Raw genomic sequence first — 15,601 nt, 5'->3', positions numbered from 1 at the left:
CAACCCGACGGCCGACGCGCCGCCGTGGCGTCTTGACGCGATCCTGACGCCGACGCCCGCCGTCCCTACGCGGTCTTGACGCCCGGACCGCGGACCGGTCGGCGTCACGACGGCGGGCCCTCGGTCGGCGGCGCACGGTCAGTCCGTGGCCCGGGCCAGGCCGATCACGTAGGCGGTGCCGCCGCCGGGCGCCGGCTCGACCGTCAGGTCGCCGTTCATCGCCTCCACGAAGCCGCGCAGCACGGCCGGCTCCGTGCCCTCCCGGCCGGCGGGCCGGTGGCCCTGGACGGTGACCCGGACGTCCACCCGGCCGGCCACCGCGCCGGCGGCCACCACCACCGGCCCGGCGCCCGCCGCGCCCAGGGCCAGCACGTCCGCGAACGCCCGCGTCAGCAGTCCGGGATCGGCCAGCACCCGGGGCAGCCCCGGCACCAGCTCGATCCGGACGCCCGGCGCCCCCTCGGCGGCCGCCCGGACCGTCTCGGCCAGGTCGGTCGGCCGCAGCACCACGGGCATCGCCCCGGCCCGCAGCCGGCCCAGGTCCAGCAGGTCGGCGACCAGCCGTTCCATCCGGTCCGCCGCGGCGCCGATCCGCTGCCCGGCCGGAGCGGGCAGCCGCCCGGCCTCCCGCCGCACCGTCGCCACCGGCGCCCGCAGCTCCCGGCCGACGGCCTCCAGCAGCGCGGTGTACAGCTCGTCGGTGTGGGCGAGCGCCGCCGCGGCGGAGGCCTGGGCGGCCAGCCGCTCCCGTTCCCGGGCCAGCTTCAGCTGGGTGACGTAGGGGCCCAGCAGCCGGGTGTCCTCCTCGGTGAGCGGGGTGCCGCGCAGGACCAGCACCGCGCCCTCGCCGAGGTCGACGGAGAACGACGCCTCGTCCGGGCCCTGCGGCACCGTCGCCCCGGCCGCGGCCGCCGACTGCCACAGCGCGCCGGTCCGCACCAGCACGGCGGCGCCGTCCAGCCCGAACACCTGCCGCAGTTCGGCCACCAGGTCGGGCAGCACCCGCGGCCCGGACTCCACCGTCTCCCCCGCCAGCCGGGCCAGCACGGCCGCCTCCGCGCGCGCCCGTCCGGCCTGCTGGGAGCGCCGGGTGAGGCCGTCGATCAGATGGGCGATCACCCCGGCCACCGCGAGGAACAGCAGCAGCGCGGCGAGGTCCGCGCCGTGCTCCACCGTCAGGCTGTGCCACGGCGTGGTGAAGAACCAGTCCGCCGCCAGCGCTCCGGCGGCGGTGGCGCCGGCGGCCGGCAGCAGTCCGCCCAGCCGGGCCGTGCCGGCCACCGCCAGCAGCAGGCAGAGCAGCACGCCGGACAGGCCCAGGGAGTGCCGCAGCGGGGACAGCGCCCAGGCCAGCGCGACCGCGCCGGCCGGGCCGAGCAGCCAGGCCAGCCGGCGCCGCCGGACCGGGACCAGCGCCGGACGCCGCCGCCGGGGCCCGGCCGGTACGGTCAGCAGTCCCGGCTCGCGGGCCGGCAGGACCCGCACGTCGATCGGGCCGGCCAGCCGGATCACCCGGTTGATCACCGAACCGTGCACCAGCTCGCGCAGCCTGCTGCGGCCGGTCGGCCCGAGCAGGATCTGGGTGGCACTCTCGGCCCGGGCGAAGTCCACCAGCGCCGGCGCCACGTCGCCGCCGCTCACCTCGACGAAGCTGCCGTGCAGTTCCTGGAGCAACGCGCGCTGCGCCGCCAGGCCCGGCGGCTCGTGCCGGGCCGTGCCGTCGTCCAGCCGGACGTGCACGCCGATCAGGTCACCGTGCACCCGGGCCGCCGTCCGGGCGCCCCGGCGGATCAGGTGCTCGCCCTGCGGGGCGCCGTTCAGGGCGACCACGATCCGCTCCTTGGTCTCCCAGGGTGCCCGGATGCCGTGCCGGGAGCGGTAGTCGGCGAGCTCCTCCTCGACCCGGTCCGCGAGCCAGAGCAGCGCCAGTTCGCGCAGGGCGCCCAGGTTGCCGGCCCGGAAGTAGTGGTCCAGCGCGACGTCGATCCGGTCCGGCGGGTAGATCTCGCCCCGGGCCAGCCGGGTGCGCAGCGCCTCCGGGCTCAGGTCGACCAGCTCGATCCGGTCGGCGGCCCGGACCACCTCGTCGGGGATGGTCTCCCGCTGGGCGACGCCGGTGATCTGCTCGACCACGTCGTTGAGGCTCTCCAGGTGCTGGATGTTGAGCGTGGTCGCCACGTCGATGCCCGCGTCCAGCAGCTCCTGAACGTCCTGCCAGCGCTTCCGGTGCCGCCCGCCGGGCACGTCGGTGTGCGCGAGCTCGTCCACCAGCGCGAGCGCCGGGCGGCGCGCCAGCAGGCCGTCCAGGTCCAGCTCCGCCAGCCGGGCGCCCCGGTACGGCACCGGGCGCCGGGGCAGCACCGGCAGGTCCCCCAGTTGTTCCGCGGTGCCGGGCCGGTCGTACGTCTCCACCAGGCCGACCACCACGTCCAGCCCCTCGCCGCGCAGCCGCCGGGCCTCCCGCAGCATCGCGTACGTCTTGCCGACCCCCGGCGCCGCCCCCAGGAACACCCGCAGCTTCCCGGTCACCGTCTGCCCGTCACCTCTTCCGCCTCGCTGTCCATGGTCCGCCCGGCCCGGGGGTTCCGGCGAGGAGCCCGGGACCCGGTCGGCGGCCGGGCGAAACGCTATGCGACCGGGCCCGCCGCTCCCGGCATCCGCTCGCCCGGTGTCCCTCCGTCGGTCCAGCCGGACCGCCCGGGGCCAGCGCGCGCCCATGGCGACGGCCCGCCCCCGCGGGGTGCGGGGGCGGGCCGTCGGGTGGAGGTCAGCGGGGCGTCAACGGCCCTGGAGGGACTTGACGTTGTCGCCGAAGCTCCAGCCCTTGGAGCCGTCCCAGTTGAGCGACCAGGTCATCAGCCCCTTGAGGGCGCCGCCGAAGGCGCTCCAGGACTGGCCGACCGAGCCCGGGTCCATGTACCCGCCGCCCGCGCCGGGTTGGGCCGGCAGGCCGGGGACCTGCTTGTCGTACGGGACGGTGATCGTGGTGCCCTGGACGGTCAGGCCGTTGTTCAGGCAGGTGGTCTGCACGGTGAAGCCCTGGACGGTGCCGGCCTGGTAGGAGTCACCGGAGCAGCCGTACATGCTGCCGTTGTAGTACTGCATGTTCAGCCACCAGAGCTGGCCGTTGTCGACGTACTTCTTGATGATCGGCAGGTAGGCGCCCCAGATCGAGCCGTAGGTGACGCTGCCGCCGGTGACGTACGCGGTCTCGGGGGCCATGGTCAGGCCGAAGCCGGCGGGCATCTGGGCCAGCACGCCGTCGATGATGCGCTCCAGGTTGGCCTGCGAGGCGGAGAGCGTCTTGATGTCGCCGCTCCCGGACAGGCCGGTCTCGATGTCGATGTCGATCCCGTCGAAGTTGTACTTCTTGAGGATCGGGACGACGGTCGCCACGAAGCGGTCGGCGACGGTGCTGGAGCTGAGGTCGATGCCCGCGGCGGCGCCGCCGATCGACATCAGGATGGTCGCGCCGTTCGCCTTGGCCTGGCACATCTCGGCGGGGGTGGACACCTTGACGTTGGTGTCCATGCCGTCCTGCCACTGCACGGTGCCGTCCGAGAGGATCACCGGGAAGGCGGCGTTGATGACGTTGTAGCCGTGCGCGGCGATCCGGCTGTCGGTGATCGGGACCCAGCCGAGGCCCGGGTGGACGCCGTTGGAGGCGCCGTCCCAGTTCTCCCAGTAGCCCTGGAGGACCTTGCCGGAGGGCCGGGGCTTGGTCGGGCAGGTGTCACCGCCCGGCGGGGTGGTGGGAGGGGTGGTGGGCGGCGTCGTCGGCGGGGTGGTGGGAGGCGTCGTGGGCGGGGTGGTCGGCGGAGTGGTGGGGGGCGTGGCGGGCGGGGTGGTGGTCGGCGTCGCGGTCGGCGAGGGGCTGCTGCCGCCGGGGCCGGTGAGCGACACGTCGTCCGCGTAGTAGGCGGGCTGCCCGTACCAGCCGTGCAGGTAGACGGTCACCGAGGTGGTGTTCGCCCCGGTGGTGAAGCCGACGCTGAGCTGGCCGTACGAGGGGTTGCTCGCCGTCCAGGTGGACGGGTCGCTGCCGGCGCCGGTGCCGCTGGCGCCCAGGTAGACGTAGCTGCCCTGGACGTAGGCGCTCAGCGTGTACTGGGAGTTGGGCTGCACGCTGACGGTCTGGCTGCACTGGGCGGTGTCCTGGCCGGTCGGGGTGGCCTGGAGGGCGGAGTTGCCGGAGTGGACCGGGCTGCTGACGACCGTGCCGGTGCCGCCGGAGCAGGTCCAGCCGGCGAGCCCGTTCTCGAACCCGGGGTTGGTCACCAGGTTGGTGGTCGCCGCGCCGGCGGTGACCGAGCCCACGGCGGCGATCCCGGCCCCGATGACCGCGGCCGCGCTCACCACGGCCAGCGAGCGCCGCAGCACCGTCGGGCCGGGCTGGGCGCGGTCGCTCCGGTGCACCCGGGTGGCGCGCTCCGGGGCCGTCCGGGGCGGCTCGCTCCCGGGGCGGCCGTCCGCGGGACGGCCGGGGGCCGGAGTGGGGCGGAGACCATCCGACGCACGGGGGTTGCGCGACCTCCGACGGAACATGCTGAACTCCCTTCCCGGCCGGGCGCCATGGACATGACCGACGCGTGGGGGGCGTGCCGCCCGGCTGGATGAGGTGGGGGACATGTGGGGCTGTGCCGGACCGGATCGTAGGAGGGGCGGCCGAACCGGTCAATAGGTCTGGACCATTTAGGTCTGGACCAATTCCGGGGCACGGCCCGGACCAGCACCGTTCCGGCCGGCGCCCCCGTCGGCGCACGACCCACGAACGACGGGTGCGCGGGACGTCGGAAGGCCGACGTCCCGCGCACCCGGGGTCAGTGATCGGTGGCCAGGGGCCAGGGGTCAGGAGTCAGAGGCCAGGGATCAGGGGTCAGAGGCCGGGGGTCGGTGGCCGGGCTCAGCCGCTGAAGCCGAGCGAGCCGGGCGTCGGACCGTCGGCGGCCGCCGGCTGGGTGCCGCGCCACCAGCGCGGCGCCGCCGCCTTGGCAGCCTTGGCGCCGTTCGCCGGGGCGCCCGGCAGCTCGATGGACCTGATCAGCTCCCCCGCCCGGCCGCGGATGTCGATCCGGACCGGCAGGGTGCGGCCCGACACGCACGTCCCGCCCGGGCCGACCTCGTGCACCTGACCCAGCGTCGCCGTCACGGCCCGGACCAGCGCCAGCGCCACGTCGTCGCCGGTCACCGGCCCGAGGTCGTCCCGGAGCCAGTGCAGGTAGAGCGTCCACTCCCGGCCCCGGCCCGCCGTGCGCGGCTGGGTGGGCTCGGCGCTGAAGCCGAGCTCGGTGAGCGCCTCGATCAGCGACTCCACGTCGTCGCCGTCCAGGTGCTGGAAGTTCTCTTCGACGAGCAGCTGCGCCATGGCCGTTCCCCCGTGTGATGACCGTTCGGACGGGGGCGCGGGCGACGCCCCCGGAGGACGATCTTGACGGCCCGGGCGCCGCACCGGAATGCGCGGGCCGCTGTCTTGACGCTTTCCGTACGCGCCGACCTGATGATCAGCGCTGACGGGCAGCCGCCCCCGGGAGGGGGCGACTGCCCGTCAGCGCCGGCCGGCGGAAGGCCGGTCAGTAGAACAGGTCGGGGCTGAGCTGGTAGTCGTAGCCGCTGCCGCCGGGCCAGTAGAAGCGCACCTCGGCCTTGTAGTCGTGGCCGCCGCTCGGGTTGGTGAGGGTGTAGGAGTAGGTGTACTCACCGCTGTGACAGCCGAAGGTGGTGTCCAGCGCCTTGCCACCGGTGGTGTAGTCCCAGAGGATCACCTCCTCGTTGCAGTTGCCGTTGCCGAAGTTGCTGTACGCCTGCGCCGTCACCTGGCCGTTCCCCGCGCTCACGCAGGCCCGCTCGGTGTCGGTGCCGCCGCAACCGCCGCCGCTCGACGCCGCGGCGCTGCCGGCGCCGGCCAGGCCGAGGCCGGCGACCAGCGCCGTGCCGAGCAGGGCGACGGCCGTCTTGCGGACTCCGTTGACGAACATCCCGGTACTCCCTCTCGATCGCGACCCGGCCCTTCGACCGGGCACACCGGAAGGTTCGGACACCGCGATGGACAAACGATGAGCACGCCCGTCAGGCCAGCCCGTGCAGTGCCAGTTCGACCTCGGCCGCGTGCACCGGGAGCTCCAACTGCCGGAACCGGCGCAGTGCTTCGTTCAGGAGGTCGCGAGCCCGGTCGGTGCGGCGCAGCATCGCGCAGGCCTCGCCGAGGACGCCCAGCGCGTACCCTTCGAGCGTGCCCGAGGCCTGCCGGGCCAACGGCAGGGTCGCCTCCGCCGAGCGGACGGCGGCCCGCGCCCGCCCCGCCGCCAGGTGGACCTGGGCGACCAGCACGCCCGCGGCGACCTGGTAGTCGGTCAGGCCGAAGCTGCTCAGCCGCCTGCGCGCGTGCTCGGCCTCGGCGAGCGCCGGGATCAGGTCGCCGCCCAGGTGCAGCACCCGGGCCAGGTAGAACCGGCTGACCGCCTCCGCGCCGCGGAACTGCCGACCGGTCAGCTCGGCTCCCCGGACGGCGGTGGCCCGGGCCCGCGCGAAGCGGCCGGTCTGCGCCTGGCAGACGGCGAGTTCGCCGAGCGTCAGGCCCTCGGCCGCCTCGTCCCCGAGTCGGTGGAAGAGCACGGCGGCCTCGCCCAGCACCCCGATCGCCTCCTGGTAGCGCCGCTCCAGCCGCGCGGTCGCCCCGAGCAGGTGCAGGACCCGCGCCCGCAGCCCGCGCAGCTCCCGCGCCCGGCACAGCGGCAGCGCCCGGTTCAGCTCGGCGCCGGCCTGCGCGAAGCGGCCGGTGTGCCAGAGCATGCCGCCGCGCACCGAGCGGGCCAGGGCCTCGGCGGCCGGCTCGGCACGCCGGTGCGCGGCCTCGGCCAACCGCCCGGCGAGCTCGGCCACCGAGGCCGCGTAGCCGCGGCCGAAGAACGCCCCGCCCATGGTGTCCACCAGCTCGGCGGCCTGGGCCAGCGACAGCCCGTCGTCCCCGCAGGCCCGGTGGACCACCGCGTGGTGCAGGGCGCTCTGGCCCCGCATCCAGGTGTTGGCCGCCTCGATGCTGCGGAAGGCCGGGCCCGCCCCGGTGGTCACCACCGGGGCCGCGCCGCGCCGGGCCAGGTCGGTGCGGTGGGCCGCCGCCGCCGCGTTGCGGGCGCCCGCCAGGCAGTGGTCGAGCAGCCGGGCGAACGCGGCGGTGACCGCCCCGGGAGCGTCCTGCCGACCGCTCCGCTGCCGGGCGAACACCCGGACCAGGTCGTGGCAGCCGTAGTGGTCGGCGGTCGGGGACTGCAGCAGGTTGAGGTCCACCAGCGCCTCCAGCAGGTCGCGGGTCTCCGCCGGGCACCGGTCGAGCAGCGCGGCTGCGGCCGGGAGCGCGAGTTCGGGCGCGTCCGGCAGGGCCACCAGCCGCAGGGCACAGGCCTGCGCCGCGTCCAGCCGGGCGTAGGAGAGCGCCAGGGCGGGCTCCACCGCGGTGTGGTGGTAGGTGAGTTCGGCGAGCCGGGTCGACTCGTCGGCGAGGCTCGCCGCGAGCCCGGCGAGCGGCTGCCCGGGGTCGGCGGCCAGCCGGGAACCGGCCACCCGCACCGCCAGCGGCAGCAGGCCGCAGGCCTCGACGATCGCGGCGGCCGCCCCGGGCTCGGCCTCGACCCTGGCCCGCCCGGCCTCGGCGGCCAGCAGGTCGAGCGCCTCGGACGGCGCCAGGGCGTCGAGGTGGAGGTGCTGGGCCCCGGGCAGCCCGCTCAGCCAGCTCCGGCTGGTGACCAGCACCGCACAGCTCCGGGTCCCGGGCAGCAACGGGAGCACCTGGGCGGCGTCGGCCGCGTTGTCCAGCAGGAGCAGCAGCCGGCGCCCGGCCACCGTGGTGCGGTAGAGCGCGGCGCGCTCGGCCGGGTCGGCGGGGATCGCCCGCTCGGCCACCCCGAGGGCACCGAGCAGCACGGCGAGCGCTTCGGCGGGGTCGAGCGGGTCGGTGCGGGTGCCGCGCAGGTCCAGGTGGAGCCGGCCGTCGGGGTAGTGGTCGCGCAGCGCGTGGGCGACGTGCAGGGCCAGGGTGGTCTTCCCGACCCCGCCCAGGCCGTTGACGGCGAGCACGACCACGGCCGCCGGGTCGGGTCGGCGGAGTTCCGCGGTCAGTCGCGCCACGGCCGTACGGCGGCCGGTGAAGTCGGCGACGGCGGCGGGCAGTCGGGTCGGATCGGGGGCCTGGACGGTGGCGGGGGCGCCGGCCGGGGTGGCGGCGGTGCGCCCGGTCCGGACCGGTGGGGTGTCCAACTCCGGTTGCCCCAGGCCCTGTTCCTCGAAGAAACGGTGGGCCTCGGCCCGCACCGCGCGGGCTTCGGCCGGCCGGCCCGCGCGGTGCAGCTCTGCTGCCAGCAGGGCCCGGAAGCGCTCGTGGAACGGGTGGGCGAAGACGGCCCGGCCGAGGTCGACCAGGCAGGTCGGGCTGTCCCCCAGCTCGACGTCCAGGCCGAGCTTGGCCTCCAGGGCCGTGAGCCGGCGAAGGACCAGCCGAAGACGCAGCTCGGCGGCGTGCGGGCCCGGCAGGCCGGCCAGCGGCTCGCCCCGGTGCAGGGCCAGGGCCTGGTCCAACAGCTCGCGGGCGTGCGGGAGTTCACCGGCGGCGGTGGCCCGGTCGGCCTGCCCGACCAGGGCGTCGAAGGTGCCGACGTCCACCGCCCCGGCGGGTACGTCCAACCGGTAACCGCCGTCGACGGTCACCAGCAGGTGCTCGGCGGCGAACTTCTTGAACTCCCGGCGCAGCCGGTAGGCGTGGGTGGCCAGCACGGACCTGGGCCGGGCCGGCGGGCGGTCCTCCTCGAACACCCCGGCCGCGAGCGCCTCGGCCGTCAGCACCCGGCCCGGCCGGGCCAACAGCATGGCGAGGAAGGCCTGTTGCTGCCGCCGCCCCAGGTCGAGCGGGTGCTCGTGGCACCACCCGGCCGGCGGGCCCAGCAGCCTGAAGCCCAGCCCGGCCCCGCCGCCGTCGGGCCCGGTCCGGCTCACCGCTCCTCACGGGAGGCCCGGCGCCGCCCGCCCCGCGGGCTCCGCCGGCGCGGGCTCAGCTGCCGCACCGCTGCCGTTCCAGCACCGGGAGGACCAGGGCCGAGATCGACCAGGACGGCCGGCGCAGCAGCAGGTCGGCCGCGCGGCACAGCGGGCCCGGCAGGTAGTCGCAGGCGGCGGCCAGGGCCCGGGCGGAGTGCGGCTCCCGGGCCGCCCGGGCCGGGCCGAGGAGCCGGTAGAGCAGGGACAGCGCGTCGGCCGGGCTCAGCCGGCCCAGCCGGACGGTGTGCCCACCGTCGGGGCCCGCGCCCGGGTCGCCCCACTCGGCGAGCGTGACGAGGGCGGCGCAGCCGGGTGCCGTCGGCAGCAGCGGGCGGACCGGCTCCACGGCGGTGGCGCCGTCCAGGACGACCAGGACGCGCCGACCGGTCAGCAGCCGGTGGAACAGCGCCCGGAGGTCGGCCGGGTCGACCGGCACCGCAGGTTCCTCGACGCCCAGTGCGCGGACGAAGGCGGCCAGGATCCCGGGCACCCCCTCCGAGCCCACGCCGCGCAGGTCCGCGTACAACTGCCCGTCCGGGTAGGAGGCTTCGGCCCGGTGGGCGGCGTGCACCGCCAGGGCGCTCTTGCCGGTCCCGGCCGGGCCGGTGACACGGATCAGCGGAGCCGTCGCCCCGGGCGGCCCGGTCAGCACCTCGGCGATCTCGGCCAGTTGCGCTTGCCGGCCGGTGAAGTCGGCCAGGTCGGGCGGCAGTTGGAACGGTCGGTGGACCGCCCGGGCACCCGGCGCAGGGCCGGACGGGCCGGACAGCTCCAGGTCGAGGTCCCGGCGGTGCCGCAGCGCCTCCTCCCGTCGGCCGTCCAGCAGGCGTCGTTCGTGCGCCGCGAACGGTCCGGGGACGTCGTCCAGGGCGCGGCCCGTCCAGAGCGCGAGGGCGTCGGTGAGCAGTGAACGGGCCCGCTCCGGCTGCCAGTTGCGGCGGGCGGTGGCGGCCTCGGCGATCCCGGCCAGGAAGGCCGTCCGGTCGACGAGGTCGGGGTCGACGTCCAGCCGGTACCCCTTGCCCTCGTGCCGCAGGACGCTCGCGCCGGACCGCTCCGCGGCCGGACCGTCCAACTCCTTGCGCAGCCGGTACACATGGCCGGGCAGCGCGCCGACCCGGTCCGGCGCCTCGTCGCCCTCCTCGCCCCAGACCCCGTCGACGATCTCCCCCACCGGGACGGGCCGCCCGGCGGCGGCGAGGAGCACGGCGAGCACCGCGCGGTCCCGGGCCCGGTTGAACCGCAGTTCCCGGCCCGCGCGCCAGGCCCGCAGTGGTCCCAGGACGGTGAATTGCAGCTCTGGCACGGCTCCTCCAGCGCACGGGCGATGACCGTCGGTCATCCTACCTATCCGTAGGGTGAGTTGACGCGAGGCGCTGAACGGCCGCCGTTCCGATGGTGGATCGCGGCGCCGAGGGGGCGCGACACCTCGGCGCACGCCGCAGGCGGAGCGGGAGTGGCCGGGGCGACGAAAAGGGCGGACGGCCCGCCAGCTGGGCTGGCGGGCCGTCCGGTCATGCGGGTCTATCGAGGCAGGACCGACATCAACGCGGCTTCTTGAAACCGAACGTCGTCGCGTCCTTCTTGGTGTAGATGGTGCCGTCCGTGTCCTTGGTGAAGTCGCCGACCTTGGCGGCCGCCGGCGGGGTGTAGCGCACGGGGAGCTTCTGGTTCTTGGTCACGGTGCTCTCCAATCCATCGAGATCGAGGCCTGGCGTGGCCTCGGATTCATTGAGCCGTCAACCGACCATGGTGTCTACACGGACGATGGGAATCCGGCCATTGCACCGCGACTTCGATATTCATACGAGTGGATCGTCACCAAATCATTGGGTGATCGAATCATCCTGCGTTGTGGACATGACAGCACTCAGCTCGATCAAAATCGATCAGAACAGGGCTCAGTTTCGCCATGATCGGCATATTATCGACGCGCGATGGCGTGAACCACCCCCCGATCAAATGGCGCGATCAGCAACCGGGCCGGATTCAGCCGGTTGTGCGACCTCCACCAGTGGTGCACGGTTCTGGGGCGAAGCACCTGTGGTGCTGATTAAGACCTGATAACCGTGATACCTGGGGGGTGAGAGAGGTGAAGTCTCCGAACGACCACCTCGTGGTCTTTCCGGATTCCCCGGGCGGCGCCCGGGCCCACCGTCAGATCGCCGACGAGGCACGGCGCGAGGCGCCGCGACTGGTGAACCACGCCTCCGGACGACCGTGGCTGGCCGGCTCCTGGGCGCCCGAGGAACTGGTGGTCGCGGAGGCCGGCCCGGTCCGGGTCGCGGTGTTCGGGCCCAGCCCGGTCGACCGGGCCCGGCTGGACGCGCTGGTCTCCTCCGTGCGCGAGCTCTCGGACCTGGACGCGCTGGCCCGCAGCCTGCCCGGCAACACCCATGTAGTGGCCTCCGTGCACGGACAGGTGCGGTTCCAGGGCACCGTCACCGGGACGCGCCTCGTGTTCACCGCCCGGCTGGACGGTGTGCCGGTCGCCGCCGACCGGGCCGACGTGCTGGCCGAGCTGACCGGTGCCGAACCGGACGAGGACCTGATCGCCGCCAGCGTGACGTACGGGATGCTCTTCACCCCGCTGAGCGAGCGCAGCTGGTGGCGCGGTGTGCGCCAAGTACCCTCGGACTCCTGCCTGGTGCTCCCCGGCGACGGGGCCGCCCGGTCGGTGCGCTGGTGGCAGCCGCCCGAGCCGGACCTCCCGCTGGCCCGGGGCGCCGAGGCGGTGCGCGAGCGGCTGCGCGCCGCGGTCGCCCTGCGCCGCCAGGAGGAGGGGCGGCTGTCGGCCGACCTGTCCGGCGGGATGGACTCCACCTCGCTCTGCTTCCTCGCCGCCGAGCACACCCCCGACCTGCTGACCTTCTGCTGGACCGGCGGCAGCGCGATCAACGACGACCCCCTGTACGCCGGCCAGGCCGCCCGGCTGCTGGAGCACGGTGAGCACCTGACCGTGCCGGACACCGACGCCCCGCCGGTGTTCGCCCCGCCGTACTGGACGATCGACACCGAGGCCCCGCGCGCGGCCACCCGGGGGATGAACGCGGTCCGCTACGGGATCCGGCACCTGGTCGACCACGGCGCCACCCGGCACCTGGCCGGGCACGGGGCGGACGAGCTGTTCACCGGCGGCGCGGCCTACCTGCACACCCTGCTGCGCCGCAGCCCCCTGGACGCCTGGCGGCAACTGCGTGCCCACCAGGCGCTCAACGACTGGCCGTTGCTGCCCAGTGTGGCCGGGCTGCTGCGCGGCGGCGACCTCGGCGGCTGGTGGCGGCAGTCCGCCGACGACCTCGGCCGCGGCGCGCCGCCGCCCCGCACCCCCTCGCTCGGCTGGGGCGAGCGCATCCCGGCGACACCGTGGGCCAGCGCGGACGCGGTGCGGACCACCCAGCGGATCTTCCGCGAGGTGGCCGGCCAGGTCGCACCGCTGGCGCCCGACCGCGGCCAGCACGAGGCGCTCACCGCCCTGCGCAGCGCGGGCCCGGTGCTCCGGCTGATCGTCCGCGAGTACGCCGCCGCCGGGCTGCCGCTCGAACTGCCCTACCTGGACGACCGGGTGGTCGAGGCCGTGCTGTCGATCCGCACCCACGAGCGCTACAGCCCCTGGCAGTTCAAGCCGGTGCTGGCCACCGCGATGCAGGGCCTGGTGCCCGAGGTGATCCTCAACCGGACCACCAAGGGCGACTGCGAGGAGCCCGTCGACCGTGCCCTCCAGGAGCACGTCCCCGACCTGCTGGACCTCTTCGCGGACTCCGAACTGGGCCGTCGCGGCCTGATCGACGTGCGGCGGCTGCGCACCACCCTGGTCACCCCGCCGCGCTCCGGGGACGTCTGGTCCGCCCAGTTGGAGGCGACCATCGGCGCCGAGCTGTGGCTGCGGGAGATCGCGGCCCGCCCCGCCACCCAGCCCGCCCTGGTCGGCCCGGCCGGTGGCGCCGACCGCCCGCACCCCGGCACCGACCCCGAGGAGACGCCGTGACCAGCCCGCCCGTCGCACTCCAGTCACGCACCCGACTGCCCCTGCACCGGCGCCTGCTCCCGCTCGCCGCCGTGGCGATCGCCCGTCCGCTGGCCAGGCTGTCGCCCCGGCACCTGAGCACCGTGCTCGGGGTGCTGAGCACCGGCGCCCGGCCGGTCACCGCCGCCGGGGCCTCCGATGCGCGCGGCGCGGTCGTCGCGGTCAGCCTGCGCTGCGCCGTCCACAACTGCCTCCAGCGCTCGATCGCCACCGCCGTGCTGTGCCGGTTCAGGGGCACCTGGCCCACCTGGCAGGCCGGGGTGCGGACCACGCCGTTCGGCGCCCACGCCTGGGTCGAGGCCGAGGGCCGGATCATCGACGAGCCCTACCCCGACGGCTACTTCCGGCCGATGGTCACCGTCGCCCCCAAGCGGGGCAGGCGCGGGTCGCACGGCCCCGAACAGCAGCCTGCGCCGACCGCCTGACCACCGGACCCGCACCCACGACAACCGGCCCCGCGCCACGACCACGCCCGGGAGGGCCGCATGACGCTCCGCCTGACCACCCACACGGTCTCCACCGACACCGAGGACGGCGCCGTGCTGCTCAGCCGGCGCACCGGAGCCTACTGGCAGCTCAACCAGACCGGTGCCTACGCCCTGCAGCGCCTGCTGGACGGCCACAGCCTGGACGAGGTGGCCGCGGAGTTCGCCGCCCACTTCGGCATCGAAGCGGGCGAGGCGCAGCAGGACCTCACCGCCATGACCGACCAACTCCGGTCCTCCGGGCTGGTGGAGGCCCGCTGACCCCCGGCCGTCGCACCGCCGGCCGTCGCACCTCCGGGGGGAGCCGGGCACACGAGAGGGGAGCCGAGCACACCATGCTTCGACAGCTGTGGAACCTGACCAAGGGGCAACGACCCGCCCTGGCCGCCGCCCTGGTGTTCACCCTCATCGCAGCCACCGTGGGCGTGGCCCAGCCCCTGGCCGCCAAGGGGGTGGTCGACGCGCTCACCGCGCACCGGCCGCTGCTGCTCCCGGTCACCGTCCTCGTCCTGCTGCTGCTGGCCCAGGCCCTGATCGGCGCCGTCGCCGTGTTCCTGCTGGAACGCACCGGCGAGCGCTTCGTGCTGGGCCTGCGGACCGGGCTGATCGCGCGGCTGTTACGGGTCCGGATGGAGGCCTTCGACCGGCTGCGGGTCGGCGACCTGATGGCCCGCGCCTCGACGGACGTGGTCGTCCTGCGCGAGGCGCTGACGCACGTGTCGGTCCAGATCTCCACCAACCTGTGCGTCGCCCTGGGCAGCGTGGCGGCGATGTTCGTGCTGGACCCGGTCCTGATGCTGCTCATCCTGGGGGTGCTGCTCGGCTGCGGCCTGGTGGTGCACCGGCTGTCGGCGGAGATCGGCCGCTCCTCGACCGAGCTGCAGGGCACCGTCGGCGCGATCTCGGCCGGACTGGAACGGGCCCTGTCGGCGCTGCGCACGGTCCGGGCCAACCGGGCCGAGCAGCGCGAGATCGACCGGCTCGACGCGCTCTCCCACGGCGCCTACGACGCGGCGCTGCGCGGCGCCCGGCTGACCGCCCTGATCGCCCCGGTCGCCCAACTCGCCATCAACGCCGCCTTCGTGCTGGTCCTGCTGCTCGGCGCGGCCCGGGTCGACCGGGGCGCCCTGTCGCTCGGCGCGCTGGTGGCGATGCTGCTGTACGCCACCCAGCTGACCGGGCCGGTCACCGAGCTGATGGAGGGCATCGCCTCGGTGAACCGGGCCAAGGGCTCCATCGACCGGATCCAGGAGGTGCACGCCCTCCCGGTCGAGGACGGCACCGCCGCCGCCCTCGACGGCCGCGAACCACCGGCTGCGGCACCGTCGTTGGAGATCCGCGACCTCCGGTTCGGCTACCGCCCGGACACGCCGATCCTCCGGGGGCTGTCGCTGACCGTCCCGCCGCACGGGCTGGTCGCCCTGGTCGGCCCGTCCGGGGCCGGCAAGTCGACCACCTTCGCCCTGATCAACCGCTTCTACGAGCCGTGGAGCGGCAGCATCAGCCTCGCCGGGCGGCCGGCCGAGGAGCTCAGCCTCCAGGACTGGCGCGCGCACATCGGCTGGGTCGAGCAGGACTGCCCGATCCTGCACGGGACCCTGCGCGACAACCTCTGCTACGCCGCCCCGGACGCGCCCGAGGACCGGCTGTGGGAGGTCCTCGACCTGGTCAACCTCGCCGAGAAGGTGCACGGCCTGCCGGCCGGGCTGGACACCGAGGTCGGCGACCGCGGGCTGGGCCTGTCCAGCGGTGAGCGCCAGCGGCTGGCCATCGCCCGTGCGCTGCTGGCCCGGCCCCGGCTGCTGCTGCTGGACGAACCCACCGCCCACCTCGACCCGGCCAACGAGGTCGCGCTGACGGTGAACCTCAACCGGCTCCGCAAGGAGTGCGCCCTGCTGGTCATCGCCCACCGGATGTCCACCATCGAGGCGGCGGACACCGTCGTGATGCTCTCCGACGGGACGGCCACCGCGAGCGGCCGGTACGCCGAACTCCTGGACGGGCACCCGGGCTTCCGGCACCTCGCCGGGCGCTGACGGGCGGGTAGGGGCGGGAACGGGCACGG

The 15,601-nt window shown here is 75.4% G+C and carries 10 protein-coding genes and 2 pseudogenes; 4 read left to right on the top strand and 8 right to left on the bottom strand.

Features of this window, described 5'->3' with window-relative positions; all coding sequences use genetic code 11:
* Positions 1-138 precede the first annotated feature (138 nt).
* The 8 genes and pseudogenes from ACIP4P_RS01815 to ACIP4P_RS01780 form a co-directional block, all read right to left on the bottom strand.
* Positions 139-2,529 carry a DUF4118 domain-containing protein gene (locus ACIP4P_RS01815; protein WP_400913678.1) on the bottom strand — a complete coding sequence of 797 codons (2,391 nt, stop codon included), beginning with the start codon at positions 2,527-2,529 and terminating at the stop codon, positions 139-141.
* A gap of 249 nt (positions 2,530-2,778) precedes the next feature.
* Positions 2,779-3,738: pseudogene (locus tag ACIP4P_RS01810) on the bottom strand (chitinase); the annotation flags it as partial.
* Between the two features lie 207 nt (positions 3,739-3,945).
* Positions 3,946-4,545 (bottom strand): annotated as a pseudogene (locus tag ACIP4P_RS01805) (carbohydrate binding domain-containing protein); the annotation flags it as partial.
* Positions 4,546-4,903: 358 nt separating this feature from the next.
* The gene (locus ACIP4P_RS01800; RefSeq protein ID WP_400913677.1) at positions 4,904-5,365 is read right to left on the bottom strand and encodes a hypothetical protein; all 462 of its coding nucleotides are present in this window, start codon (positions 5,363-5,365) and stop codon (positions 4,904-4,906) included.
* Between the two features lie 205 nt (positions 5,366-5,570).
* Entirely contained in the window at positions 5,571-5,975 is a 405-nt protein-coding gene (locus ACIP4P_RS01795) for a hypothetical protein (protein ID WP_400913674.1), read from the bottom strand.
* A 91-nt stretch (positions 5,976-6,066) separates the two neighbouring features.
* A complete protein-coding gene (locus ACIP4P_RS01790) occupies positions 6,067-8,982 on the bottom strand; it encodes an AfsR/SARP family transcriptional regulator (RefSeq protein WP_400913672.1) in 2,916 nt (971 codons plus the stop codon).
* Positions 8,983-9,037: 55 nt separating this feature from the next.
* Positions 9,038-10,330: a BTAD domain-containing putative transcriptional regulator gene (locus ACIP4P_RS01785; protein ID WP_400913670.1), complete on the bottom strand. Its 1,293-nt coding sequence runs from the start codon at positions 10,328-10,330 to the stop codon at positions 9,038-9,040.
* A 238-nt stretch (positions 10,331-10,568) separates the two neighbouring features.
* Entirely contained in the window at positions 10,569-10,706 is a 138-nt protein-coding gene (locus tag ACIP4P_RS01780; protein ID WP_400913669.1) for a hypothetical protein, read from the bottom strand.
* 410 nt (positions 10,707-11,116) lie between these two features.
* Here ACIP4P_RS01780 and ACIP4P_RS01775 point away from each other — a divergent pair, with 410 nt between their 5' ends.
* The 4 genes from ACIP4P_RS01775 to ACIP4P_RS01760 all read left to right on the top strand — a co-directional run bounded on the left by ACIP4P_RS01775 (position 11,117) and on the right by ACIP4P_RS01760 (position 15,572).
* Positions 11,117-13,012 carry an asparagine synthase-related protein gene (locus ACIP4P_RS01775; RefSeq protein ID WP_400913668.1) on the top strand — a complete coding sequence of 632 codons (1,896 nt, stop codon included), beginning with the start codon at positions 11,117-11,119 and terminating at the stop codon, positions 13,010-13,012.
* Positions 13,009-13,476 carry a lasso peptide biosynthesis B2 protein gene (locus tag ACIP4P_RS01770; protein ID WP_400913667.1) on the top strand — a complete coding sequence of 156 codons (468 nt, stop codon included), beginning with the start codon at positions 13,009-13,011 and terminating at the stop codon, positions 13,474-13,476. The genes ACIP4P_RS01775 and ACIP4P_RS01770 overlap by 4 nt, the downstream gene beginning before the upstream one ends.
* A gap of 60 nt (positions 13,477-13,536) precedes the next feature.
* Complete coding sequence (locus tag ACIP4P_RS01765; RefSeq protein WP_400913664.1) at positions 13,537-13,797, top strand: lasso peptide biosynthesis PqqD family chaperone; 261 nt, start codon at positions 13,537-13,539, stop codon at positions 13,795-13,797.
* A 74-nt stretch (positions 13,798-13,871) separates the two neighbouring features.
* Positions 13,872-15,572: an ABC transporter ATP-binding protein gene (locus ACIP4P_RS01760; RefSeq protein ID WP_400913663.1), complete on the top strand. Its 1,701-nt coding sequence runs from the start codon at positions 13,872-13,874 to the stop codon at positions 15,570-15,572.
* Positions 15,573-15,601 lie beyond the last annotated feature (29 nt).

Source organism: Kitasatospora sp. NPDC089509 (genome assembly GCF_044749365.1).
GTDB lineage: Bacteria > Actinomycetota > Actinomycetes > Streptomycetales > Streptomycetaceae > Kitasatospora.
This window is presented reverse-complemented; position numbering and strand designations above follow the sequence as displayed.